This window comes from Streptomyces sp. NPDC015532 (assembly GCF_043078065.1).
GTDB lineage: Bacteria > Actinomycetota > Actinomycetes > Streptomycetales > Streptomycetaceae > Streptomyces.
The window spans coordinates 137,060-159,900 of the sequence record NZ_JBIBSY010000016.1; the positions used below are offsets into that span (position 1 = coordinate 137,060).

Annotated in this window: 17 protein-coding genes; 11 read left to right on the plus strand and 6 right to left on the minus strand. The window is 71.6% G+C overall.

The window, feature by feature from the left end; translation table 11 throughout:
- The first annotated feature begins 159 nt into the window (after window positions 1–159).
- The gene (locus ACF07B_RS35255) at window positions 160–2,319 is read left to right on the plus strand and encodes a DEAD/DEAH box helicase (RefSeq protein WP_392181907.1); all 2,160 of its coding nucleotides are present in this window, start codon (window positions 160–162) and stop codon (window positions 2,317–2,319) included.
- A 64-nt stretch (window positions 2,320–2,383) separates the two neighbouring features.
- Here the strand turns inward: ACF07B_RS35255 and ACF07B_RS35260 are convergent, their stop codons facing one another.
- Window positions 2,384–3,490: a threonine synthase gene (locus ACF07B_RS35260; protein ID WP_392181908.1), complete on the minus strand. Its 1,107-nt coding sequence runs from the start codon at window positions 3,488–3,490 to the stop codon at window positions 2,384–2,386.
- Window positions 3,491–3,672: 182 nt separating this feature from the next.
- Here ACF07B_RS35260 and ACF07B_RS35265 point away from each other — a divergent pair, with 182 nt between their 5' ends.
- From ACF07B_RS35265 to ACF07B_RS35290, 6 genes are all read left to right on the plus strand, one after another.
- On the plus strand, window positions 3,673–4,920 hold the full coding sequence (locus tag ACF07B_RS35265) for a DUF4190 domain-containing protein (protein ID WP_369482815.1): 1,248 nt from the start codon (window positions 3,673–3,675) through the stop codon (window positions 4,918–4,920).
- Window positions 4,921–5,067: 147 nt separating this feature from the next.
- Window positions 5,068–5,820 carry a GntR family transcriptional regulator gene (locus tag ACF07B_RS35270; RefSeq protein WP_362397030.1) on the plus strand — a complete coding sequence of 251 codons (753 nt, stop codon included), beginning with the start codon at window positions 5,068–5,070 and terminating at the stop codon, window positions 5,818–5,820.
- 387 nt (window positions 5,821–6,207) lie between these two features.
- Entirely contained in the window at window positions 6,208–6,390 is a 183-nt protein-coding gene (locus tag ACF07B_RS35275) for an SPOR domain-containing protein (protein WP_362397027.1), read from the plus strand.
- 45 nt (window positions 6,391–6,435) lie between these two features.
- Window positions 6,436–6,843 (plus strand): (deoxy)nucleoside triphosphate pyrophosphohydrolase, encoded by a 408-nt coding sequence (locus ACF07B_RS35280; RefSeq protein WP_369482817.1) that lies wholly within the window; start codon window positions 6,436–6,438, stop codon window positions 6,841–6,843.
- 104 nt (window positions 6,844–6,947) lie between these two features.
- Window positions 6,948–7,379, plus strand: a complete 432-nt coding sequence (locus tag ACF07B_RS35285) for an ATP-binding protein (RefSeq protein ID WP_351859016.1) — start codon at window positions 6,948–6,950, stop codon at window positions 7,377–7,379.
- Between the two features lie 247 nt (window positions 7,380–7,626).
- The gene (locus tag ACF07B_RS35290) at window positions 7,627–10,344 is read left to right on the plus strand and encodes a SpoIIE family protein phosphatase (protein ID WP_392181909.1); all 2,718 of its coding nucleotides are present in this window, start codon (window positions 7,627–7,629) and stop codon (window positions 10,342–10,344) included.
- 125 nt (window positions 10,345–10,469) lie between these two features.
- Here the strand turns inward: ACF07B_RS35290 and ACF07B_RS35295 are convergent, their stop codons facing one another.
- Window positions 10,470–12,056, minus strand: coding sequence for a hypothetical protein (locus tag ACF07B_RS35295; protein WP_392181910.1), 1,587 nt, complete (start codon window positions 12,054–12,056; stop codon window positions 10,470–10,472).
- Window positions 12,057–12,302: 246 nt separating this feature from the next.
- Between ACF07B_RS35295 and ACF07B_RS35300 the strand changes: the two genes are divergently transcribed.
- Entirely contained in the window at window positions 12,303–12,650 is a 348-nt protein-coding gene (locus tag ACF07B_RS35300) for a hypothetical protein (RefSeq protein ID WP_392181911.1), read from the plus strand.
- 104 nt (window positions 12,651–12,754) lie between these two features.
- On the opposite strand, the gene ACF07B_RS35305 is transcribed toward ACF07B_RS35300, so the two are convergent.
- Genes ACF07B_RS35305 through ACF07B_RS35320 form a run of 4 tightly spaced genes read right to left on the minus strand, consistent with a single transcriptional unit; the run spans window position 12,755 to window position 16,710 of the window.
- Window positions 12,755–13,525, minus strand: a complete 771-nt coding sequence (locus tag ACF07B_RS35305; protein WP_369482821.1) for a succinate dehydrogenase/fumarate reductase iron-sulfur subunit — start codon at window positions 13,523–13,525, stop codon at window positions 12,755–12,757.
- A complete protein-coding gene (locus tag ACF07B_RS35310) occupies window positions 13,522–15,498 on the minus strand; it encodes a fumarate reductase/succinate dehydrogenase flavoprotein subunit (protein WP_392181912.1) in 1,977 nt (658 codons plus the stop codon). The genes ACF07B_RS35305 and ACF07B_RS35310 overlap by 4 nt, the downstream gene beginning before the upstream one ends.
- Before the next feature lie 18 nt (window positions 15,499–15,516).
- On the minus strand, window positions 15,517–16,338 hold the full coding sequence (locus ACF07B_RS35315) for a hypothetical protein (protein ID WP_392181913.1): 822 nt from the start codon (window positions 16,336–16,338) through the stop codon (window positions 15,517–15,519).
- 45 nt (window positions 16,339–16,383) lie between these two features.
- Window positions 16,384–16,710 carry a hypothetical protein gene (locus ACF07B_RS35320; protein ID WP_362397007.1) on the minus strand — a complete coding sequence of 109 codons (327 nt, stop codon included), beginning with the start codon at window positions 16,708–16,710 and terminating at the stop codon, window positions 16,384–16,386.
- A gap of 471 nt (window positions 16,711–17,181) precedes the next feature.
- Between ACF07B_RS35320 and ACF07B_RS35325 the strand changes: the two genes are divergently transcribed.
- The 3 genes from ACF07B_RS35325 (at window position 17,182) to typA (ending at window position 22,150) form a co-directional block, all read left to right on the plus strand.
- Window positions 17,182–19,731 carry an ABC transporter family substrate-binding protein gene (locus ACF07B_RS35325; RefSeq protein WP_392181914.1) on the plus strand — a complete coding sequence of 850 codons (2,550 nt, stop codon included), beginning with the start codon at window positions 17,182–17,184 and terminating at the stop codon, window positions 19,729–19,731.
- A 60-nt stretch (window positions 19,732–19,791) separates the two neighbouring features.
- Window positions 19,792–19,986: a hypothetical protein gene (locus tag ACF07B_RS35330; RefSeq protein WP_392181915.1), complete on the plus strand. Its 195-nt coding sequence runs from the start codon at window positions 19,792–19,794 to the stop codon at window positions 19,984–19,986.
- 250 nt (window positions 19,987–20,236) lie between these two features.
- Entirely contained in the window at window positions 20,237–22,150 is a 1,914-nt protein-coding gene (gene typA / locus ACF07B_RS35335; RefSeq protein WP_369482826.1) for a translational GTPase TypA, read from the plus strand.
- Window positions 22,151–22,841 lie beyond the last annotated feature (691 nt).

A 22,841-nucleotide genomic window follows, 5' to 3' on the forward strand; every position in this document is an offset into this window, starting at 1 on the left:
CCGCTGCGCGCCGGCCGACAGGCCGAACGGGGCGGTGCGGAGGGGGCCGGACTTCGTCGAGTCCGGCCCCTTCGCCGTTCTCCGGGGGCGGGCCGGCATCCCGCGCTCGCCACCGGCGCGCGATGGGAGGATGCGGGCAGGGCGAGGAGGGGCGGAGACGTGGGGCGTGGCGAGAGGGACACGGTCGCCGGGGGCGCGCGGCTGTACGAGGCGGCGCAGGCCGTGGTCGATGACCACGCACGGGCGGTGGAGGCCGTACGGGCGGCGCTGAAGCCGATCCACGACGAGGCGGTCGAGCGGGAGCTCGACGCCATCCCCGTCGCCCGGCTGCAGGACGTCACCGAGGGGCGGCTCCGGCTGGGGAACGTCGAGAAGAACAGACTGCGCACGGTGGGCAGCGTTCTCAAGGCGGGCCCCTACAGGCTGCGCCAGATTCCCGGTGTGGGGCAGCGGACCGTCGATCAGATGCTCGCCGCCGCCGGCCGGCTCGCCGAGGCCGTGCGGGAGAGCGTGGCCGTCCACATCGACGTGGACCGGCCTGATCCGGGCACCACCGCGCTCGTGATGGCCTTGCACGTACTGGTGGAGGCCGGCCCGGACGCCCGCCGCGCGGTCGACCGGGCCACCGTCCTGTCGGAGCGGCTCGGCCCGTCACTCGCCGACGCCAGACCGGCCACCGGACGGTTCCGGATGCTTCTGACGGGCCGGGAGAAGAAGAGCCGCGCGCTGGCCGCGGTCACCGAGATCCGGTCGCTGGTGGACGAGGCGGAGCGGGCGGGCCTGCCCGGGCTGCTCGCCCAGGCATCGGTGGACCTGCTCCGGGGGGCCTCGTCCGACCTGGCGGCCTGGGTGGACTTCGAGCTCCGCTCCGCCGAGTACTACAGCCTGCTGGCCGAGATCTCCCACCGGCTGCCGGACTCGGCCGCCGCCGAAGGGTTCCTGCCGGACGAGATCGCCGAGCGGGTACGGACCCAGCAGCTGGACGACGCGCACCGGCGCGTCTCCCTGCGCGGCTACCAGGCGTTCGGGGCGCGGTTCGCCCTCGCGCAGCGCAAGGTGATACTCGGCGACGAGATGGGCCTCGGGAAGACCGTCCAGGCGATCGCCGTGCTGGCGCACCTGGCCGCCCAGGGGCAGAACCACTTCATGGTCGTCTGTCCGGCGAGTGTCCTCGTGAACTGGACACGGGAGATCGAGGCCCGCAGCGCGCTCAGGGTCGCGGTGCTCCACGGCCCCGACCGGCACTACGCGCTGGCCGACTGGAAGGAACGGGGCGGGGTCGCGGTGACCACGTTCGACGCCCTGCGCGGCTTTCCCGCGCCGGGCGGCGGAGAGGTCGGGCTGCTCGTGGTCGACGAGGCGCACTTCGTGAAGAACCCGAAGGCCAAACGGTCCCAGGCGGTCGCCCTGTGGGCGGAGCGTTGCGGGCGTGCCCTGTTCATGACCGGAACCCCGATGGAGAACAGGGTCGCGGAGTTCCGCGACCTGGTCCGGATGCTCGACGGCGATGTCGCGGACTCCCTGGGCGAACGGCACGCGCTGGCCGGATCGGTCGCCTTCCGCAAGGCCGTGGCCCCGGTCTACCTGCGACGCAACCAGGAGGACGTGCTGACGGAACTCCCCAGTCTTCAGCAGACCGACGAGTGGGAGGAACTGAGCGCGTCGGACGAGGAGGCCTACCGGGAAGCCGTGCGCGCGGGCAACTTCATGGCGATGCGCAGGGCCGCGTACTCGCGCCCCGAGAAGTCGGCCAAGCTGGACCGGCTCCGGCAGATTGTCCAGGAGGCCGCCGAGAACGGGCAGAAGACGGTGGTCTTCTCCAACTTCAAGGACGTACTGAGCGTGGTGAAGGACGAGCTCACCGCGGGAGCCGCCGGCCGCACACCTCTGTTCGGTCCGCTCACGGGAAGCGTCCCGGCCGGGCGGCGGCAGCAGATCGTGGACGACTTCGCCGCCGTCCAGGGCCCCGCGGTGCTCCTGGCACAGATCCAGGCGGCGGGTATCGGCCTCAACATGCAGGCCGCCTCCGTCGTCGTCATCTGCGAACCCCAGATCAAGCCGACCATCGAACACCAGGCGGTGGCCCGGGCACACCGTATGGGCCAGGTCAGGCCGGTGCGTGTGCACCGTCTCCTCGCCACCGGGGGCGTGGACGAACGCATGGTCAAGATGCTGGAGAGCAAGACCCGCCTCTTCGACGCCTACGCCCGCCGCAGCGCCGTCGCGGAAGCCACACCGGACGCGGTCGACGTGTCGGACACCGAGCTGGCGCGCCGGATCGTCGAGGAGGAGCAGGCCCGTCTGGGCGTCGCCGTGTGAGGCCGCGCGGAGCCGCCCCCGCCGGGTCGCCGGCACGGGACGCCGGCGGGCGCGCGGCCCGGGATCAGGCGTGCGCCATGCCCGTCTTCGCGCCGGCACCGCACAGCGGCACGACGGCCTCCCGTCGGCCGAGGGCGCCCTCACGGACCGCCGCCCAGCAGGCCACGCCCGTCGACTCCACGTACAGCCCGCGCCCGGCGAGATCCGACTGCGCGTGGCGGATCTGGTCCTCCGTCACGGTCAGGAAGGCGCCCCCGGAGGCGCGGACCGCGCTCAGGATCTGGCGGGCCCGCAGCGGGTGCGGGATCGCGATGCCCTCGGCGAACGTGGGCGCCGTCGGCGTGACGCCGACGAGGTCGTCGGCCCCCTCGGACCACGCCCGGGCCAGCGGGGCGACCGCGGCGGCCTGGACGGCGTACAGGGCGGGCCTCCTGTCGATCAGCCCGGCCGCGTGCAGTTCGGCCACCGCGAGGGCGGCGCCCAGGAGCAGCGTGCCGTTGCCGACGGGCAGCACGAGGACGTCCGGCAGACGTCCGCCGAGGTCCTCCCAGAGTTCGTGGACGTACGTCTTCGTGCCGTGCAGGAAGTACGGGTTGAAGACGTGCGAGGCATAGAACACGCCGTCCTCGTCGGCCGCCTCGCGCGCCGCGCGTGCCGTCGCCTCGCGGTCGCCCTCGACCACCCGCAGCCGTGCCCCGTGGGCCTCGATCTGCTCCAGCTTCTTGGCGGAGGTGCCCTCGGGGACGTACACGGTGCACGGCAGTCCGGCCCGGGCGCAGTACGCGGCGACGGCCGTGCCCGCGTTGCCGCTGCTGTCCGCGAGCACCTGCCGGGGTCCGAGTCGCAGCGCCAGCTCGGCCAGCAGCACGGCCCCGCGGTCCTTGAACGACAGCGTCGGCATCAGGAAGTCGAGCTTGGCGAGGACGCCTTCGCCCAGGGGGACCAGGGGAGTGCGGCCCTCGCCGAGGCTGACCGTGGGCGCGGCCAGCGGCAGGCACTCCGCGTACCGCCACATCGAGTTCACCCGGCCGGTGAGGGACGCGAGGGGAGCCGGCGTCGGCGCGAAGTCCAGGTCGAGCGGACCCCGGCAGACCGGGCAGCACCAGGCGAGCGAGCCGGCGGGTACACGCGTGCCGTCCGTCGGGCAGAAGCAGTCCGGCAGTGCAGTCATGGGTGCAGGTTAGACGCGAGGCCGGGGGACTTGAGGCTCCGCGCCTTCCTGGGCGGGCGTGCCCCGGCGGCCGTCCGGGCAGCCCCCGTCCGGATTTCGTCCGTGCCGCGCTTACGATGCGCCCAGTCGTTCGACAGTCGTACGCGCGTTCCGTCGCGGATGGATGAGGAGCAAGGGAAACCGTGGCCATACCCCCGCCGCCCGGCCCGCAGCAGCCCGAGGGACCGTACCCGCCGCCGGGGACGCCTCCGTATCCGCACGCGCCGCTCCCCCAGGAACCCTTCCCGCAGGGGCCGTACCAGCAGGGGCCGTACCAGCAGGGACCGTACGCGGGCCCGTATCAGCCCTGGGGGCAGGGCTACTCGCCGTACAACCGGCCCGTTCCCTTCAACGGGCTCGCGATCGCGGCGCTGGTCCTCGGTGTCCTCTGCTTCCTGCCCGCCGTCGGGCTGGTCCTCGGGATCGTGGCGCTCGTCCAGATCAAGAAGCGCGGCGAGCGCGGCAAGGGCATGGCGGTGGCCGGAATGGTGCTGTCGTCGGTCGGTGTCGTGCTGCTCGCGCTCCTGGTCGCCACCGGGGGAGCGCGCGCCTTCTGGGAGGGCTTCAAGGAAGGGGCCCGCGACTCGGCGGACTCCGCGTTCTCGCTGGAGGTGGGCGAGTGCTTCGACACGCCGGGCGGATCGCTGAAGGGCCTGGCGACCGACGTCGACAAGGTGCCGTGTTCGGGCGGGCACGACGCCGAGGTGTTCGCCGACTTCACGATGGATGAGGGCGACTACCCCGGGGACGACACGCTCGCCGACGAGGCCGACGGGCGGTGCTACCTGCTCCGCAACACGTACGCGATGGACTCCTGGGCCGTCCCGGAGAACGTCGGCGTGTACTCCTTCACGCCGACGTCGCAGAGCTGGCGCCGCGGCGACCGCGAGGTGAGCTGCCTGTTCGGGGACGCCGACGAGAAGGGCGGCCTGACGGGCTCCCTGCGCAACGACCAGCTCACGCTCGGCCCCGACCAGTATTCCTATCTGAGCTCGGCGGCGGCCATCGACAACGCGCTGGCCGCGATGCCGGAAGCCGAGTACATCGAGGACGACCTGCCCGGCTACGAGGAGTGGGCGGACCACGTCTCGGAGGCGCTGGCGTGGGAGGCGGACGGGCTGCCCGCCCACCGGTTCGCGTCGGGCGCGGCCAAGCCGGTCGCCGCCCTGGCCAAGGACCTGGAGCGCTCGGCGAAGGAGTGGGCGAAGGCCGCGGACGCGCCGGACGCGGACACCTTCTCCGCGCACTACGAAAAGGCGCTGAAGCTCATCGACCCCAAGAAGGCGGTCACCACCCGCAAGGCTCTGGGGCTCGCCACCACCCCGCCGAAGTACGACGACGGCGGGGATACCGGTAGCGGTGGCGAAGACGGTGCCGGAATCGAGGTGTGACGACAGCCACAGTGGGGAGAAAGCGCCTGCGTAATGCCCTCAAGGGCTCACGTCATCACATCGAGTGATTCTCTGGCCTTTGCTTGCATGGCACAACCCACGGTTGCCACGCTGTTGCTGTCTGTACAACCTGATGGGAGCGGCTAAGTGACTTTCGGTGAGCAGCCGGCGTACCTGCGTGTCGCGGGTGATCTCCGCAAGAAGATCGTCGACGGCTCGCTGCCCCCGCACACCCGGCTTCCCTCGCAGGCCAGGATCCGCGAGGAGTACGGAGTCTCGGACACGGTCGCCCTGGAGGCGCGCAAGGTGCTCATGGCCGAGGGACTGGTCGAGGGCCGCTCCGGTTCGGGCACCTACGTCCGCGAGCGGCCGGTGCCGCGCCGCGTCGCCCGCACCGGATACCGGCCGGACAGCGGCGCCACCCCCTTCCGTCAGGAGCAGGCCGACTTCGCGGTGCGCGGCACCTGGGAGTCCCACAGCCGGCAGGTCGAGGCGAGCGGAGCGATCGCCGAGCGGCTGGCCATCCAGCCCGGCGACCGCGTGATGTGCACGAACTACGTCTACCGCGACGGCGGTGAGGCGATGATGCTCTCCACCTCCTGGGAGCCGCTCGCCGTGACCGGGCGAACGCCGGTGATGCTCCCCGAGGAGGGCCCGCTCGGCGGCATGGGCGTCGTCGAGCGCATGGCGGCCATCGACGTGATCGTGGACAACGTCACCGAGGAGGTGGGCGCGCGCCCCGGCCTCGCCGAGGAACTCCTGGCGCTGGGCGGCGTGCCCGGACATGTGGTCGTCGTCATCCAGCGCACGTTCTACGCCTCGGGCCGGCCGGTGGAGACGGCGGACGTGGTGGTCCCGGCGGACCGCTACCGGATCGCCTACCACCTGCCGGTGAAGTGACCGCGCGTCACTCCGGTACGGCATGTCGTCCGGCGTCGCGTCCGGCGTCGCTCGCGGGTCTGGTGCGGCCTGGTGGGCTCGCGTGTCGGCGTGAGGGCCCGCGCCTCAACGGGGGCGCCCGCGGACCCGGTTGGAATCTGGCCTTTCTCAACGGCCGGACCGGGGAACGACTTCGCCCTGTTCGAGGGCGCGCGAGGAGTCGTGAGCGGCGCGTTCGGTGACGTGCGCCCCCCGGGTCACCGTTCCTTACTGGCCGGTTGCGTACCTCTTTGTGTAAACCCGTGTTCGCTGCGTGAAGGTAAGGCGTACGCTCGGGCATATGCGTATTGCGGTTTCGATGGAATGCGGGGTTCGACGGGGGCCCGGGGCGGGAAGTGGAGGGGCTCTATGAACGACAGCACGATCACACTTCCCTGGCTCGTCATACGGCAGGACGACAACGGCAATCGCTATCGCGTGGGCAGGTACGCGACCCGCGCCGAGGCCGAGAAGATCGCGGACAGCCTCGACGACCGCGGGCACAAGCAGCTCTACTGGGTCGAGCGGATCGGGCCGAACGGAACCCGGTGATCGACCGGGAGCCCGGCCCCCTCGCGCTCCCGTAGGCTCCGGCGCATGACGGAACGGATCCTGGTGGTCGCGGGCGCCCTGGTGCGCGGCGGGCGCCTGCTCGCCGCCCGCCGCAGTGCGCCCCCCGACCTCGCCGGGCGCTGGGAGCTGCCGGGCGGCAAGGTCGAGCCCGGCGAGACCCCCGAGCACGCCCTCGTACGCGAACTGCGCGAGGAGCTCGGCGTGGACACGCTGGCGTTGGAGCGCGTCCCCGGCGAGTGGCCGCTGAAGCCGGGATACGTCCTGGTGGTGTGGGCCGTCCGGCTGCTGCCCGGTTCGGCCGAACCCGAGCCCCTCCAGGACCACGACGAACTGCGCTGGCTGACCCCAGAGGAGATCTGGGACGTGGACTGGCTGGACCAGGACGTGCCGGCGGTCAAGGGCGCACTGCCGTGGCTCGATCCGGACGTGTGACGACCGGGTGCCCGCTTGTGCGCCGTTCGCGCCATAGTGTGCCCTCGGCGCGGTAAAGCTCCACCGATACCGGGTATGTGCCCCTTAACCACCCGAAACCGGGCATGGGTGGGTTTCTGGTCTGGGAAGTGATCGGCTTGATCGACACTGACGGCTACTGCGCCGAGTGGACCTTTCCCGCGGAGCCCGGTGCCGTCCGCACAGCCCGCTCCGTCGTCCGGGGACAGCTCCGCGAATGGGATCTCGAATCCCTCGGCGACATCACCGCACTCCTGGTCAGCGAACTGGTGACGAACTCCCTCCGGCACGCCACGGGCCCGATCGGCGTCCGTCTCGTCCGTCCCGAGGACGTGCCGGGCGCTCTGCGCGTCGAGGTCTCCGACCCGCTGCCCGACCCGCCCCGCGAACGGGCCGCCGACACCTCCGACGAGAGCGGTCGCGGCCTCCAGCTCCTGGCCGGCTCGTGCAGACGCTGGGGCACCTGGCCCGCGGACACCGGCAAGACGGTCTGGTTCGAGCTGACCGTGCCGGACTGAGACACACGGGGCGGGACGCCCGCGCGGCATACGGCCGGATCATGCTCCCGACCGGTGTCGCGTTGTGTGGTTCGACGGGGGGCCACCTGGTTAGAAGACTGGGAGTATGTCGCGGCCGGTCCAAAAACCATCGGGACCGTGCTGTGATCGTGAACACCGTGTCGTGCGGCGCCGTAGTGCTGGATACTGCGGGCAGCCGCCCCCGGTGACCGGTGCCGGACGCGGTGAGCTGGAGGGGACGGTTCGCGTGAGCGAGATACCAGCGAAGGCCACGGAGTCCGAGGACCCGTCGGACGGCGCGAGGGCTGATGCGGCGGGCGATGGCGCGCGCACGGTTCCCGGCGAGGCCGCGGACGGCGCCACGGACCGCACCACGGGCGACGCGTCGGACGCCGCGGCGGCCGGTCCGTCCACGGACGGGAGCGGCGAGACCGGCGAGGTGCCGGGGGACGCGATGTGGCAGAGCAGTCCGCCCGGTTCGATCTACGACTACATCAAGGCCGCCTCCTTCTCCATCGGCGCGGACGGGCTCGTCGACCAGTGGAGTCTGCGCGCCGAGCAGCTCTTCGGCATCCCGGCGGAACGGGCTGTCGGCATGGATCCCATCGAGGCGTTCGTCAGCGCCGACCGCCGGGAGTTCGGTCAGCGGAAGATGGCGGAGATCCTGGACGGCCGCGAGTGGACCGGGCTGGTGCCCTTCCGCACGCCCCCCTCCGGGGAAACCGGCGACGGCGCCGAGGACTTCGGCGGCAGGGAGGGCCTCGCCGAGGTCTACGTGATGCCGACGACCACCGAGCACGGTGAGCGGGCCGCCGTATGCATCGTGGTGGACGTCCGTACCCTGCGGACGATCGAGACGGACCTCGCCGCCTCGCAGGCGATTTTCGGTCAATCTCCCTTCGGGTTCCTGCTGATCGACACGGACCTCCAGGTCCGCCGCGCCAACCAGCGCTTCGCCTCGATCTTCGGCGGCAGCGTCGACGACCACCGCGGCAAGGGCGTCCACGACTATCTTCCGCACGCGGAGGCGGAGCGGGTGACGGCGGTACTGCGCCGGGTGCTGGAGACCGGCGACTCCATCACGGACATGCACGTCACCGGGCAGGTCCCGGGCTCCGACGAGCGCCGCCACTGGTCCATCAACCTCTACCGGGTGCACAGCGGCAGCGGCCGGCCCATCGGCATCGCCTGGCTCGGAACCGACATCACCTCCCGCCGCGCCGCCGCCCGCGAAGCGGCCGCCGCCCGACGCAATCTCGCCCTGCTGAACGAGGCGGGCGCCCGCATAGGCAACTCCCTCGACCTGGAGACCACCGCACGCGAACTCCTCGACGTCGTGGTCCCCGGCTTCTGCGACCTCGCGACGGTCGACCTGTACCAGGGACTGCTGGCCGGCGACGAGGCCCCGCCTGGACTCGTGGACGGCAGCGCCGAACTCCGCCGGGTGGCCTTCGCCAGCGCCGTCTCCGACGCGCCCTTCGCCGGCGGCCCGGCGCCCGTCGCCGTCGGCGCGGTCCACCACTACCCGTTCAACTCGCCCTGCGCGGACGCCCTGCGCACCACGCGGCCGCAGCACGTGCCCGCCGAGGACGGCGGCCTCATCCATTCCACGCTCGCGGTCCCGATGGTCGCCCACGACACGGTCGTGGGACTCGCCCAGTTCTCCCGTACGAAGGGCAGCGAGCCGTTCGGGGAACGCGACCGCGCCCTGGCCGTGGAGCTGGCGGCCCGCGCGGCCGTCTGTATCGACAACGCGCGCCTGTACCGCCGCGAGCACGAACGCGCCCTCATCCTGCAACGGTCCCTGCTGCCTCCGGGGGACCCCGAGGCCTCCGGACTCGACATCGCGTGCCGCTATCTGCCGGGCAACGCGGCGACGGAGGTCGGCGGCGACTGGTTCGACGTCATCGAACTCCCGGGGCACCGCACGGCCCTCGTGGTGGGCGACGTGATGGGCCGCGGGCTGCGCGCCGCGGTGGCGATGGGTGAACTGCGCACCGCGGTACGCACCTTGGCCCTGCTCGACCTCGAACCCGCCGAGGTCCTCTCGGCGCTGGACGAGATCGCGCGCGGCCTCGGCACCCCCGGCGGGGTCCAGCAGGCCACCCGCACGGCCCGTCAGCCCCGCGACGCCGACCTCTCCGAGGTGTACCTCGCGACCTGCGTGTACGCCGTCTACGACTCCGTGACCCGCCGGTGCACCTTCGCCAACGCCGGCCATCTGCCCCCCGTGCTGGTCGAGCCCGGTGAGACCGCGCTGATGCTCGACGTGCCGCCCGGGATGCCGCTCGGGGTGGGCGGCGAGCCCTTCGAGGAGGTGGAGGTCGAACTACCCGAAGGCGCCCTGTTGGCGCTCTACACGGATGGACTGGTCGAATCGCGCGACCACCCCCTCGACGAGGGCCTCCAGGCGTTCGTCGGCGCCCTCACCGATCCCTCCAGGCCGCTGGAGGACGTCTGCGACCACGTCCTCAACACCCTCGACACCCACCACGGCGAGGACGACATCGCCCTGCTGATGGCACGTGTCCAGGGACTGCCCGCCGAGTCCGTCGGCGACTGGACCCTGCCGCGCGAGCCGCGCAGCGTGGGGCGGGCCCGTGAGTACACCCGCACCCAGCTGGTCGCCTGGGACCTGGAGCCGCTCGTCGACACGACGGAACTGCTGGTCAGTGAGCTGGTGACGAACGCCCTGCGCTACGGCGAGGGCGAGATCAGGCTGCGGCTGCTCCTCGACCGCACCCTCGTCTGCGAGGTCTGGGACGCCGGACTCGTCCAGCCGCGCCGCCGCCGTGCCCGCGACACCGACGAGGGCGGGCGGGGCCTGCAACTCGTCGGCCTCCTCTCCGCCGGGTGGGGCTCCCGCCGGACCCCGCGCGGGAAGACCGTGTGGTTCGAACTCCCCCTGCCGGACGGCCAGACGACCCTCACCGACCCGGCGGAAGCCCTGCTGAGCCTGTTCTGAGGGCTGAGGGCTGAGGGCTGAAGGCTGGGGGCACAGGGCTGAGTGCCCGGGAGCCGGGAGCCCGGGAGCCGTGAGGCTGCAAGCGGGGCGGCGCTGCTCTCGGCTCTGCCCCCTCTGTCCTCGGCTCAGGTGAAGAAGGCCCCCCGGCGGCCCCGTGTGCGCGGGCCGCCGTAGCTCATCGGGCCGCCCTCGCCGTCGCTCAGGAGGATCCCGCCGAGCACCGCGCCGCCCGCTCCGGCGCCCCCGCGGCCGCCCGAGGGATTGCCGTACGCCCGTACATCCCGCTCGGCGAGCCGTCGCGCCTCCCGGGCCAGACCGTCGGCCCGCAGCACCTCGGCGAGGGGAACGGACCCCGGACCGAGCAGCCGCCGCGCCTCTGCCAGCCGGGTCCGCGCCTCGCTGCCCACCGCCCCGCGGTGCGTACCGACGAAGCACGTGGCCCCGGCGAGCGCGCTGCGGGCGGGAACCAGGGCGTGGCCGGTCCCCTCGGGAACATCACCGCCCACCGCCCCCGCCAGGCTCGCGGCCGCCTCCGTCACCCGGCGCAGCGCGTCCAGTGGGTCGTGAGGCCCCGCCGCCGTCTCGTGACGCACCGCGGAGAGCAGCGCCTCGGCGTGCCCCAGGCGGCCGACGAGCCCGGCGCGGGCGTCCGGCGGCAGACTCCGGGCCGCGTTCCACTCGGACTGCGCCGCCGTGACGGCCGCGGGCAGCCCGGCCGCGGCCGAGTCCAGGTCCCGGGCCAGCCGGTCGACGCCGTCCGCCAGCGCGGAGGCCTGCGCCAACGCGCCTTCCGCCGCCCGCAGATGGGCCGCCGCCTTCGCGCCGTCGCCCCGGTCCGCGTACTGCCGTGCCTGGTTGAGGTGAGAGGTGGTGAACAGGATCCGGTCCTTGGCCTGTTCGGCGTCGCCGACGACGGACAGCGAGGCGGCGGGAGCGTATCGCTCGTGCAGATCGGTGATCGTCGCCTCGGCGGCGCGGATGCGCGCGGCGACGTCCCGGAAGCGGGTCTCCGCGGCCTCCAGGGCGGCCACCGCGTTGCGCTCCAGCGCCCGGATCTGGTCGAACCCCGGCGCCGCCGCGTCCAGCCGCTGCCCGGCGTCCTGACAGCGGGCGACGATCTCCTCCAGGACGTCCCGGCGCTCGTCCTGGCCCTCGGCCGGGTCCGCACCGGCCGTGTCCTCCTCGTCGAGGCGCTGCCGCAGCCGGAAGGCCGCGGCGAGTCCGGTTTCCGCGTGCCTGAGTTCGTACACGTACGGTTCCACCGCGTCGCCCCGGTCCGCGGCGAGGGCGAGCTCCTCGGCGGCGACGCGTACGCAGTCGTCGGTCTCGACGAGCAACCGCCGTGCCCGCAGGTCGAGTTCGGGCAGCGGGGTGACCTCGGGGGTGCCGCCGGGTGTCGTGCGGGTCGCCGCCCGCCGTCTGCGGCGCCCGTACCCGTACGCCGCCAGCGCGCCCGCGGCGCCGACCGCGACCAGGGGTGGTACGAGATCGCCGGTCGTCGTCCCGTCCTGCGCGGTCGCGGCCCGGGGAGCGGCGACACCCGCGTCCCGCGCCGGGACGGCCGGGACCGCCGGGGCCTCCGCTCCCGCCCGCGCCAGCGGCAGCACCAGCCAGCCCATCGCGACCAGCCCCCCGAGCACGGCATGCGCCACCCGCACGGCTATGTGCGACGGGACCCGGCGCGACCGGCTACGGCTCAGGGGCGACGTCACATTTGGGAGCGTATGGCCGTTCGAGCGCCTCCGCGACCGGTATACGAGGAGTTGGTGGCAGTTGGGGTACGGGAGGTAGCGGGGTGCACGGGAGGGGCGCGGGGGTCGTGATCGGCAGCTCGCGCGGCACGCGCGGACCGGTGGGACGGGGTATCGCGGAGGGCGTCGCGAGGGGGGTGACCACCGCCGTTCCGCGTGTCATGATCAGGCCGCGTGTCCCTGTCGGCACGCGAAGGAGTGGGTTCTGTGCACGGGTATTTCGTCGGGGGCGTCGTGCTGATCGTCGCGGCGCAGGCGGGGATAGGGACAGCGGCCCTCACGCGGTACTGGATCCCGCCGTGGGTGCGCCCCCGGGTCGTCCGCCCGAAGCTGTGGGGATGGGGTGCGCTGACGGGCGCCGTGGGCTGGTCCCTGTTCATGTTCCTCGGACCGCTCCGCGGACCCGACGCCGCGATGATGCCGTACGCCCTGGGCGGGATGGCCCTGTTCATCGCGAGTCTGGTGGTCCAGATGGTGGCGCAGCGCCCGGGCCGGGGTCCTGTGGTCCCGCCGGACCCCGGGCGCCGGTGGCGCCGGGGCACGCATGGACGGTGACGCGGGACCCCGGACGACGGTGCCGCCGGACCCCGGACGACGGTGACGCCGGGCAGGGACGGAGACGGCGCGCCGCCTCGCCCATGCCCGGCCCGCGCCCCCGTCTACGTCCGCCGTCGGCCGATCTTCGATCCCAGCCACACGAGCGGGTCGTACTTGCGGTCGACCGCCCGCTCCTTCAAGGGGATCAGCGCGTTGTCCGTGATCTTGATGCCCTCCGGGCAGACCTCGGTGCAGCACTTGGTGATGTTGCAGTAGCCGAGACCGTGCTCCTCCTGGGCCGTGCGCTTGCGGTCCAGGCCGGAGTCCGCGGCCGCGTCCAGCGGGTGCATGTCCAGCTCCGCCACCCGCATCAGGAAGCGCGGTCCGGCGAACGCGGGCTTGTTCTCCTCGTGGTCACGGACCACATGGCAGGTGTCCTGGCACAGAAAGCACTCGATGCACTTGCGGAACTCCTGCGACCGGTCGACGTCCTCCTGCATCATCCGGTACTCGCCGGGGCCGACACCGGCGGGCGGAACGAAGGCGGGGACCTCCCGCGCCTTGTCGTAGTTGAAGCCGACGTCGGTCACCAGATCCCGGACGACCGGGAAGGCGCGCAGCGGGGTGACGGTGATCGTCTCCTCCCGGGTGAACACCGACATCCGCGTCATGCACAGCAGCCGCGGCCGGCCGTTGATCTCCGCCGAGCACGAACCGCACTTGCCCGCCTTGCAGTTCCAGCGGACGGCGAGGTCGGGAACCTGGGTCGCCTGGAGCCGGTGGATGATGTCGAGCACCACCTCGCCCTCGTTGACCTCGACCCCGAAGTCCTCCAGGCCGCCGCCCTTCACGTCTCCGCGCCACACCTTGAAGCGGGCCTCGTAGCTGCTCACTCGTAGAGCTCCTCTTCGGCGAGGTACTTGACCAGCTCCTCCTTCTCGAAGAGGGCGAGCAGGTCGGAACGGATGGGCCGGCTGGTCTCGTTCACCAGCTCGATCTGTCCGGCCACAGGGTCGGTGGTGGCCGGCCCGCCGGTGGGGTCGGTCAGCCGGCACAGCAGGTTGATCCGGCGCCAGGAACGCTCCATCGCCGGGTGGTCCTCGCGGGTGTGGCCGCCACGCGACTCCACGCGCTCCAGCGCCGCCCGGGCGACACACTCGCTGACCAGGAGCATGTTCCGCAGATCGAGGGAGAGATGCCAGCCCGGGTTGAACTGACGGTGGCCCTCCACCCCGGCCCGGCGCGCCCGTACCCGCAGTTCGGCGAGCTTCTCCAGGGCCCGCTCCATCTCGGCCTCGCGGCGGATGATCCCCACCAGGTCGTTCATGGCCTGCTGGAGCTCCTGGTGCAGGGTGTACGGGTTCTCCGGCGGCCGCGAGGCGGCGGCCGGCGCGCCGCCGCCCGGCGCGGCGGGGACGGACTCGGGTCCCTCGGCGGAGAAGGGCCGCAGCGCCTCCGCGGCGGCCTCGTCCACCTGGGTGTCGTCCACGGGCGGGCGGGTGCCCTCCCCGGTGAGGCCGGTCGCGTACTCGGCCGCGTGCCATCCGGCCCGCCGCCCGAACACCAGCAGGTCGGAGAGGGAGTTGCCGCCGAGCCGGTTGGAGCCGTGCATGCCGCCCGCGACCTCGCCGGCCGCGAACAGCCCGGGAACCCCGCGTGCCGCCGCCGTGTCCGAGTCGACCGCGACGCCGCCCATGACGTAGTGGCAGGTGGGCCCGACCTCCATCGCCTCGGCGGTGATGTCGACGTCGGCCAGCTCCTTGAACTGGTGGTACATGGACGGCAGCCGGCGTTTGATCACCTCGGCGGGCATCCGGGTCGACACGTCGAGGAAGACGCCGCCGTGCGGTGATCCGCGGCCCGCCTTCACCTCGGAGTTGATGGCCCGCGCCACCTCGTCGCGCGGCAGCAGCTCCGGTGGACGCCGGTTGTGGTCCGGGTCCTCGTACCAGCGGTCGCCCTCCTCCTCCGACTGCGCGTACTTCTCCTTGAAGACGTCGGGGATGTAGTCGAACATGAACCGCTTGCCCTCGGAGTTGCGCAGCACCCCGCCGTCACCGCGTACCGACTCGGTGACGAGGATGCCCTTGACCGACGGCGGCCAGACCATGCCCGTGGGATGGAACTGCACGAACTCCATGTTCAGCAGCGGTGCCCCGGCGAGCAGCGCCAGCGCGTGCCCGTCGCCCGTGTACTCCCACGAGTTGGAGGTCACCTTGAAGGACTTGCCGATGCCGCCGGTGGCGATCACCACGGAGGGGGCCTCCAGGACGAAGAAGCGCCCTGACTCCCGCTCGTAGCAGAAGGTGCCGGAGACCCGCTGCCCGTCCTTCAGGATCCGTGTGACGGTGCACTCCTGATAGATCTTCAGGCGGGACTCGTAGTCGCCGGTCTCCCTCTTGTCCTCCTGCTGGAGGGACACGATCTTCTGCTGGAGCGTGCGGATCAGTTCGAGTCCGGTGCGGTCGCCCACGTGGGCGAGCCGCGGATACTCGTGGCCGCCGAAGTTGCGCTGCGAGATCCGCCCGTCCTTCGTCCGGTCGAAGAGGGCGCCCCAGGTCTCCAGTTCCCAGACCCGGTCCGGCGCTTCGCGGGCGTGCAGTTCGGCCATCCGCCACTGGTTGAGGAACTTGCCGCCGCGCATGGTGTCGCGGAAGTGCACCTGCCAGTTGTCGCCGGAGTTCACGTTGCCCATGGCGGCGGCGATGCCGCCCTCGGCCATCACCGTGTGGGCCTTGCCGAACAACGACTTGCAGATCACCGCCGTACGGGCGCCACGCTCGCGTGCCTCGATCGCGGCACGCAGTCCGGCGCCACCGGCACCGACCACGACGACGTCCCACTCCTGTCGGTCGACCACGGACATCAGGGGGCTCCACCCAATCTAGAAGAAGCGCGGATCGTCGAAGGCGCCGGAAGCGACGAGGTACACGTAGAAGTCGGCCACCGCCACGCTGATCAACGAGGCCCAGGCCAGCAGCATGTGACGGGCGTTCAGTTTTCCGACCCACTGCCACATCCGGTAGCGCACGGGATGCTTGGAGAAGTGCTTCAGCTTCCCGCCGACGATGTGCCGGCAGGAGTGGCAGGACAGGGTGTACGCCCAGATCAGCGTGATGTTCACCAGGAACACCAGCGTGCCGAGGCCCATGTGCCCCCAGGCGTAGTGCTCGTCGCGGAAGGAGAGCACGGTGTCGTACGTGAGGATGCCGGCGACGACGAGGGCCGCGTAGAAGAAGTACCGGTGGATGTTCTGGAGGATCAGCGGGAAACGGGTCTCGCCGGTGTACTTCTTGTGCGGCTCGGCGACCGCGCAGGCCGGGGGGCTCGCCCAGAAGCCCCGGTAGTAGGCCTTGCGGTAGTAGTAGCAGGTCAGCCGGAAGCCGAGCGGGAAGATCAGGATGATGATCGCCGGGGAGATGGCCCACCAGCTCCCGAACAGATCCGCGTTCGGCCCGGCGCGCATGGTCCCGCACCGCTCGGCCAGACACGGCGAGTAGAACGGTGAGACGTAGGGCGCCGCGTAGTAGTGCGCGTCCGAGAAGGCCCGCCAGGTCGAGTACACGACGAAGGCCAGCAACCCGGCCGCGGTGGCGGCGGGCGCCAGCCACCAGCGGTCGGTCCGCAGATGCGGGGCGGCGATCGCGGCGCGCGTACCGGTTCGTACTCCGCCGCTGTTCAGATGAGGTTCCGTACCAGTGGCCAACTTCGCACTCCGGTCGGGTTCGGGGGCGCGCCGGTGTCGAGGGCGCTAGTGGGAGGGACCGTGGTGCGCGCCGAGACCCTCGTCGTCGGAATCGGTCCACAAGGAGCTGTCGTACGGGGTGTCGGGGACGGGCACCAGGTCGGGCAGCCGGCCGGACACGGCTCCCGCCGGTCCCGGCACGGCCGGGAGCCCGGGGGCGCGGCCCGCGGCGGACTCACGCAGCAGCGCGAGACTCTCGCGCAGGTGGTCGGCGTCGGCGCGCACACGGCGCATCTCCAGACCGGTGCCCATCTGCTGTTCCAGGCGCCGCACCGACCGCTGGAGATCGTCGAGGCAGCGCTGGACTGACGTCAGGTCGTCGTGCACGGACATGACTTGCCCTCACTTCCGTGGGCCCCGGGGCCTTCAGGCGGCAACGTTCATGCGCCTGCGAGTGTTGCGCGTCACCAGTACCTGTGTGAAGGCGTGTGCACGGATTGAAGGTCCTCGCGCTCCAGAACGAACCCCGTGCGCCGGGCTTTCGCCGCGCGCGCCGGTCGAGTTCTCCCCGCGTCCGGAAGTGAGCCCGAGGCCCGCGCGGCAGGCCGGACGGTGCGCGGGAGCGGGCGCAGGGGCCGCGCCCCCGTGTGCGCCGTGCCCGGGCGGGCGCCCGTGACGCGGCCCCGGGCGGGTTCCGGATTGGGCCGCACGAGTGGGTTCCGCGCGCCCGTCGCCGTGTCGCCGCCTCCCCTCCGCCGGACTGCTCTTCAGTTGGCCTGTAGATCAGATCAACTCCCTAATACCGCCGAACGGGATCAGAGCAGACCTGCCCCCGCGGCGGAGCGTCCCCCGGAGGTTGCAGTGATGTCCCACGAAGGCGTCGGACTGCGCGCGGTGATGCGCTCGGCCGCATTCCTCACCGCGGGCGTGCTCGCGGTACCCGCTCTCGCCGCGTGCAGCGCGGACGACGAGGCGGACAGGCCCGTGGCCGTGCAGGACATCGCGCCCGCGTCCCGTGACCTGATCGCCGACGGCGGCACCCTGCGCTGGGCCGTGGACGCCGTACCGGAGACGCTTAACGCGTTCCAGGCGGACGCCGACGCCGCGACCTCCCGTGTCGCCGGCGCCGTCCTGCCGTCCATGTACCGGCTCGACGCGAACGGGCGGCCGCAGATCAACTCCGACTACCTGGAGTCGGCGAAGGTCGTGGGCACGTCGCCCAAGCAGGTCGTGCTGTACAAGCTCAACCAGCAGGCCGTGTGGAGTGACGGACGCGAGATCGGCGCCGCCGACTTCGCCGCCCAGTGGCGCGCCCTGTCCGGCAAGGACTCCGCGTACTGGACGGCACGCAACGCCGGCTACGACCGTATCCAGAAGATCGAACGGGGCAAGAACAACCTGGAGGTCCGCGTCACCTTCAGCCGGCCCTACGCCGACTGGAAGGCGCTGTTCTCGCCGCTGTACCCGAAGGACGTCATGGGCACCGCGGATGCCTTCAACGACGGCGCCCGGCGCAAGCTCAAGGTCAGTGCGGGGCCCTTCGCCCTGAAGACCGTCGACCGCAAGGCCGGGAAGGTCCGCCTCACGCGCAACGCGCGCTGGTGGGGCCGCCCCAGCAAGCTCGACGAGATCGATCTGGTGGCCGTCGCCCGTGACAAGCGGGCCGAGGCGCTCGCCGACGACAGGCTCGACCTGGCCGAGATCGACCCCGCCGAGGCCGAGCGCGTCACGCTCGCGGCCCGGCACAAGGACGGCGCGCCGTTGCAGGGGGCCTCCGCGACGAGCGAGAAGGACCCGTCCGCGGAGAAGAGCGAGAAGAGCGAGAAGAGCAAGAAGAGCGACAAGAGCGACAAGAGCGAGAAGGAAACGTCCGGGAAGAAGGGCGAGAAGAGCGAGTCCGAGGAGGAGGAGGACGGCAAGAACGCGGCGGACGAGAGGAGCGACAAGGACGAGCGGAGCGACAAGGACGAGAGCGAGAAGGACGAGAGCGCCAAGCACGAGAAGAGCCAGAAAAGCCGGAAGAGCGAGAAGGACGAGGAGAGCGACAAGAGCGACAAGGAAGAGAGCGGCGGGAAGAGCGCCAAGCACAAGAAGAGCGACGACAGCGAGAAGAGCGACGACAGCGACAGCGAGAGCGACGACGAGAGCGAGCGGGGGGAACCGGGGACGAAGGGAAGCAGGGCGAAGGCGGAGGCCACGCGGTCGGCGCTGAGCGGCTTCGTGGTCCGCAAGTCCCTCGAACCCGCCTACACCCAGCTCGCCCTCAACGGTTCCGAGGGCCCGCTCGCCGACGAGCGCGTGCGCCGCGCCGTGGCCCGCGCCCTGGACCGCAAGGAACTCGCCCGGGTCGTCCTCCGGCCGCTCGGTCTGCCCGCCGAGCCGGTCGGCAGCCATCTCGCCCTGTCCGGACAGGCCGCGTACGCCGACAACAGCGGCGCCCTCGGCAACCAGGACGCCGCCGAGGCGCGGGCGCTGCTCGCGGACGCCGGGTGGGTGCCGGGCGGGCCGGTCACGGAGCAGAAGAAGACGGAGAAGGCGGCCGGGTCCAAGGGCAAGAAGGGGGACGACGGCGAGGACGGCAGGCCGGGTGAGGGCGGAACGTATCCCCTCGGCGATGACGACAAGCCCTCCGGGGTGGGCCGGGAGCCGGTCCAGGACCCCAAGGACCACGCGAGCAAGCAGGAGCAGCAGTCCGGCGTGCGGCAGGGCGCCCACACCGATGATCAGGCCGCCCGGCACCTGGACGGCCGGCAGTACGCCGGGCAGGGCGGGCTTCCGGGGGCGTACGCGCCCAAGGGGACGGCCGCTCCGGCGGGCGCCGCGTCCAACGTCCTCGCCAAGGACGGCAAACCGCTCGCGCTGCGCTTCGTCGTTCCCTCCGGCGCGGGCTCGGAGTCCCTGCGCCTCGTGGCCGACCGGATCGCGCGGATGCTCCAGCGGGTCGGTGTCCGTACGGACATCACGAAGGTCTCCGACGAGAGCTACTTCAAGGACCACATCGCCGCGGGCGACTACGACCTGGCGCTCTACTCGTGGCCAGCCTCCGCCTTCCCGGCCACCGACGCCCGTCCGATCTACGCCAAGCCCGTTCCGGCGGCGGACGGCTCGCTGAGCGTCGAGCAGAACTACACGCGCGTCGGCACCGACCAGGTCGATCAGCTCTTCGACCAGGCCCTCTCCACCCTGAACGAGGACGAGGAACGCTCCCTGGTCCGCAAGGCGGACGCCCGGATCTGGGCCGCGGCCGGCTCCATCCCGCTCTACCAGCGCCCGCAGCTCGCCGCCGCCCGCGTCGGCCTGGCGAACACCGGAGCCTTTGGCTTCCAGACTCCGGTGTACGAGGACATGGGCTTCCTGAAGAAGGGCGCGAAGGGGCCGCAGCAGTCCCCGACAGCGAGTCGTACCGGCAAGTAGCGTGTCCCCCGTGTCCCGTGACCATCGCGGGACACGGGGCATGGGACACAGGGGACGATCATGAACCGGCGCGCGCTCACGAACCCCGCGGCGGGACTCGCCGCGGTGGTCCTGCTGCTCGGCACCGCCGCCTGCACCGGAGGCACCGGGGGGCGGGACGAGAAGGACCACGGGGCCGCCGCGTGCGCGCACGGAACGTACGCCTGGTCCGGTGTCGTGCGCGAGCAGATGCTCTCTCCTGCGCGGACCGCATGATCGACGAAGGCCCGTCGAAGCTGGGGGCCGCCGGGCGTACGGCCGCCCGCAGGCTCTGTCCCGCCGGTTCACCTGCGGCGAAGAGCGCCTGATCACGGGGCCGGGAGCGCTCCCGGCCGGTCGGGCCTCCGGGCCCGCGGAGGCCGTCTCCGCCCGGGCCCCGTACGATGGGGTAAGGCCGTGGCGTGTTCAGCCCGGCAGGCCCCGCGACGCGGAGGCCGTCCACTCACTCCGGGAGAAGCGCCTCACTATGGCCACGCGCCACGACATCCGCAACGTCGCCATCGTCGCCCACGTCGACCACGGCAAGACCACCCTGGTCGACGCCATGCTCAAGCAGGCCGGTGCCTTCGCCGCGCACGCCGCAGAGTCGCTGGACGACCGCATGATGGACTCGAACGACCTGGAACGTGAGAAGGGCATCACGATCCTGGCGAAGAACACGGCGGTCAAGTACCACCCGAAGGATGGCGGCGACGTCATCACGATCAACATCATCGACACCCCCGGCCACGCCGACTTCGGTGGTGAGGTCGAGCGCGGTCTGTCGATGGTGGACGCGGTCGTCCTGCTGGTCGACGCCTCAGAGGGCCCGCTGCCCCAGACCCGCTTCGTGCTGCGCAAGGCGCTGCAGGCCCGCCTGCCCGTCATCCTGTGCATCAACAAGACGGACCGCCCGGACTCGCGCATCGAAGAGGTCGTGAACGAGGCGTACGACCTCTTCCTCGACCTGGACGCCGACGAGGAGCAGATCGAGTTCCCGATCGTCTACGCGTGTGCGCGTGACGGCGTGGCCTCGCTGACCAAGCCGGAGGACGGCACCGTCCCGGCCGACAGCGACAGCCTGGAGCCGTTCTTCACCACGATCCTGGAGTCCGTCCCGGCCCCGTCCTTCGACGAGTCCGCGCCGCTCCAGGCCCACGTGACCAACCTGGACGCCGACAACTTCCTCGGCCGTATCGCGCTGCTCCGCGTCGAGCAGGGCGAGCTGCGCAAGGGCCAGACCGTCACGTGGATCAAGCGCGACGGCACGATGTCCAACGTGCGCATCACCGAGCTGCTGATGACCGAGGCGCTCACCCGCAAGCCCGCCGAGGTGGCCGGCCCCGGTGACATCTGCGCCGTCGCCGGTATCCCGGACATCATGATCGGCGAGACCCTGGCCGACCCGGAGAACCCGGTCGCGCTGCCGCTGATCACGGTCGACGAGCCGGCGATCTCCATGACCATCGGCACGAACACCTCGCCGCTGGTCGGCCGTGGCGGCACGGGCAAGGGCGCGGACGCCAAGGCCGCGGTCAAGGACAAGGACCGCAAGGTCACCGCCCGCCAGGTCAAGGACCGCCTCGACCGCGAGCTGGTCGGTAACGTCTCCCTCCGTGTGCTCGACACCGAGCGCCCGGACGCCTGGGAGGTCCAGGGCCGCGGTGAGCTCGCGCTCGCCATCCTGGTCGAGCAGATGCGCCGCGAGGGCTTCGAGCTGACCATCGGCAAGCCGCAGGTCGTCACCCAGGTCATCGACGGCAAGGTCCACGAGCCGGTCGAGCGCATGACGATCGACGTCCCCGAGGAGCACATGGGCGCGGTCACGCAGCTCATGGGCGTCCGCAAGGGCCGCATGGACAACATGTCGAACCACGGCTCCGGCTGGGTCCGCCTGGAGTTCGTCGTCCCGTCCCGTGGCCTCATCGGCTTCCGGACCGAGTTCCTGACCGGCACGCGCGGCACGGGCATCGCCCACTCCATCCACGAGGGCCACGAGCCGTGGTTCGGCACCCTGACGACCCGTAACAACGGTTCGCTGGTCGCCGACCGCGCGGGCGCCGTCACCGCGTTCGCGATGACGAACCTCCAGGAGCGCGGTGTGCTGTTCACCGACCCCGGCACCGAGGTGTACGAGGGCATGATCGTCGGCGAGAACTCGCGCGCCGACGACATGGACGTGAACATCACCAAGGAGAAGAAGCTCACGAACATGCGGTCCGCCGCCGCCGACTCGTTCGAGGCGATCGTCCCGCCGCGCAAGCTCTCCCTGGAGCAGTCGCTGGAGTTCTGCCGCGACGACGAGTGCGTCGAGGTGACCCCGGAGTCCGTTCGCATCCGCAAGGTCGTCCTCGACCAGAAGGAGCGCGGTCGCAGCGCCAGCCGCGCCAAGCACGGCTGATCCACCGGCCCGACCGGCTGATCTATCGGCCGACCGGCTGATCCACCGGCAGTAGGAGCCCGGGTGTCCCCGCAGGGGGGCACCCGGGCTCTTTTTCTGCCACCCGTTTTCCGCCCTCTCGTGTCCGAAATCCGGTACGTCCAGACCGATACGCATGTAACACGTCCGTTTCGGGGGCTTCTCCCGCAGATCATTTTGTCCAGATTTTGGAAGATGTACGCAGCAGCTGTGATGGAACCGAGACCAAAAGGCTGTGGTCGGTTATCTGGCTCATGTCACATAGTTAGCCGCGTAACGCTCGGGTCAATGGGTCATGCGCTGTGGGGACAGCGCCGACTCACGAGCACAGTGGGGTGCTTGATCCTCCGTCAGGGGTGTCGGAGGTCAGCCAGTACCCCTCCTGTCCGTGCACCGGTTGAGTCATGAGGAGGTACCCATGTGCGGTGTCATCAGCGCCCTGTGGGTCACATCGTCCCCCGCGGTCCGCGACGACGGCGCGGAGTTCCGATCTCTGATCCGCGCTCGCGCGTACTGACGCGGGGGCCGGCTCCTGCGCCCGGCCCGGCGGATCGTGACGTGGTCTCACCTACGCGCGTCCCGCTGGGACTTCCGGGCGACCGCCGGCGATCGACGTCTCTTCTGAACCGAACGGTGGCCGGGCACGCCAGGTGACGGCCGCCGGCTCGGCACG

What these genes read in the sequence shown, in the direction of transcription:
- ACF07B_RS35285 (WP_351859016.1), top strand. Translation starts at nt 6,948, where the DNA reads ATGGGTGGGTTTCTGGTCTGGGAAGTGATCGGCTTGATCGACACTGAC.
- ACF07B_RS35280 (WP_369482817.1), top strand. Translation starts at nt 6,436, where the DNA reads ATGACGGAACGGATCCTGGTGGTCGCGGGCGCCCTGGTGCGCGGCGGG.
- ACF07B_RS35275 (WP_362397027.1), top strand. Translation starts at nt 6,208, where the DNA reads ATGAACGACAGCACGATCACACTTCCCTGGCTCGTCATACGGCAGGAC.
- ACF07B_RS35325 (WP_392181914.1), top strand. Translation starts at nt 17,182, where the DNA reads ATGTCCCACGAAGGCGTCGGACTGCGCGCGGTGATGCGCTCGGCCGCA.
- ACF07B_RS35320 (WP_362397007.1), bottom strand. Translation starts at nt 16,710, where the DNA reads ATGTCCGTGCACGACGACCTGACGTCAGTCCAGCGCTGCCTCGACGAT.
- ACF07B_RS35330 (WP_392181915.1), top strand. Translation starts at nt 19,792, where the DNA reads ATGAACCGGCGCGCGCTCACGAACCCCGCGGCGGGACTCGCCGCGGTG.
- ACF07B_RS35260 (WP_392181908.1), bottom strand. Translation starts at nt 3,490, where the DNA reads ATGACTGCACTGCCGGACTGCTTCTGCCCGACGGACGGCACGCGTGTA.
- ACF07B_RS35310 (WP_392181912.1), bottom strand. Translation starts at nt 15,498, where the DNA reads ATGTCCGTGGTCGACCGACAGGAGTGGGACGTCGTCGTGGTCGGTGCC.
- typA (WP_369482826.1), top strand. Translation starts at nt 20,237, where the DNA reads ATGGCCACGCGCCACGACATCCGCAACGTCGCCATCGTCGCCCACGTC.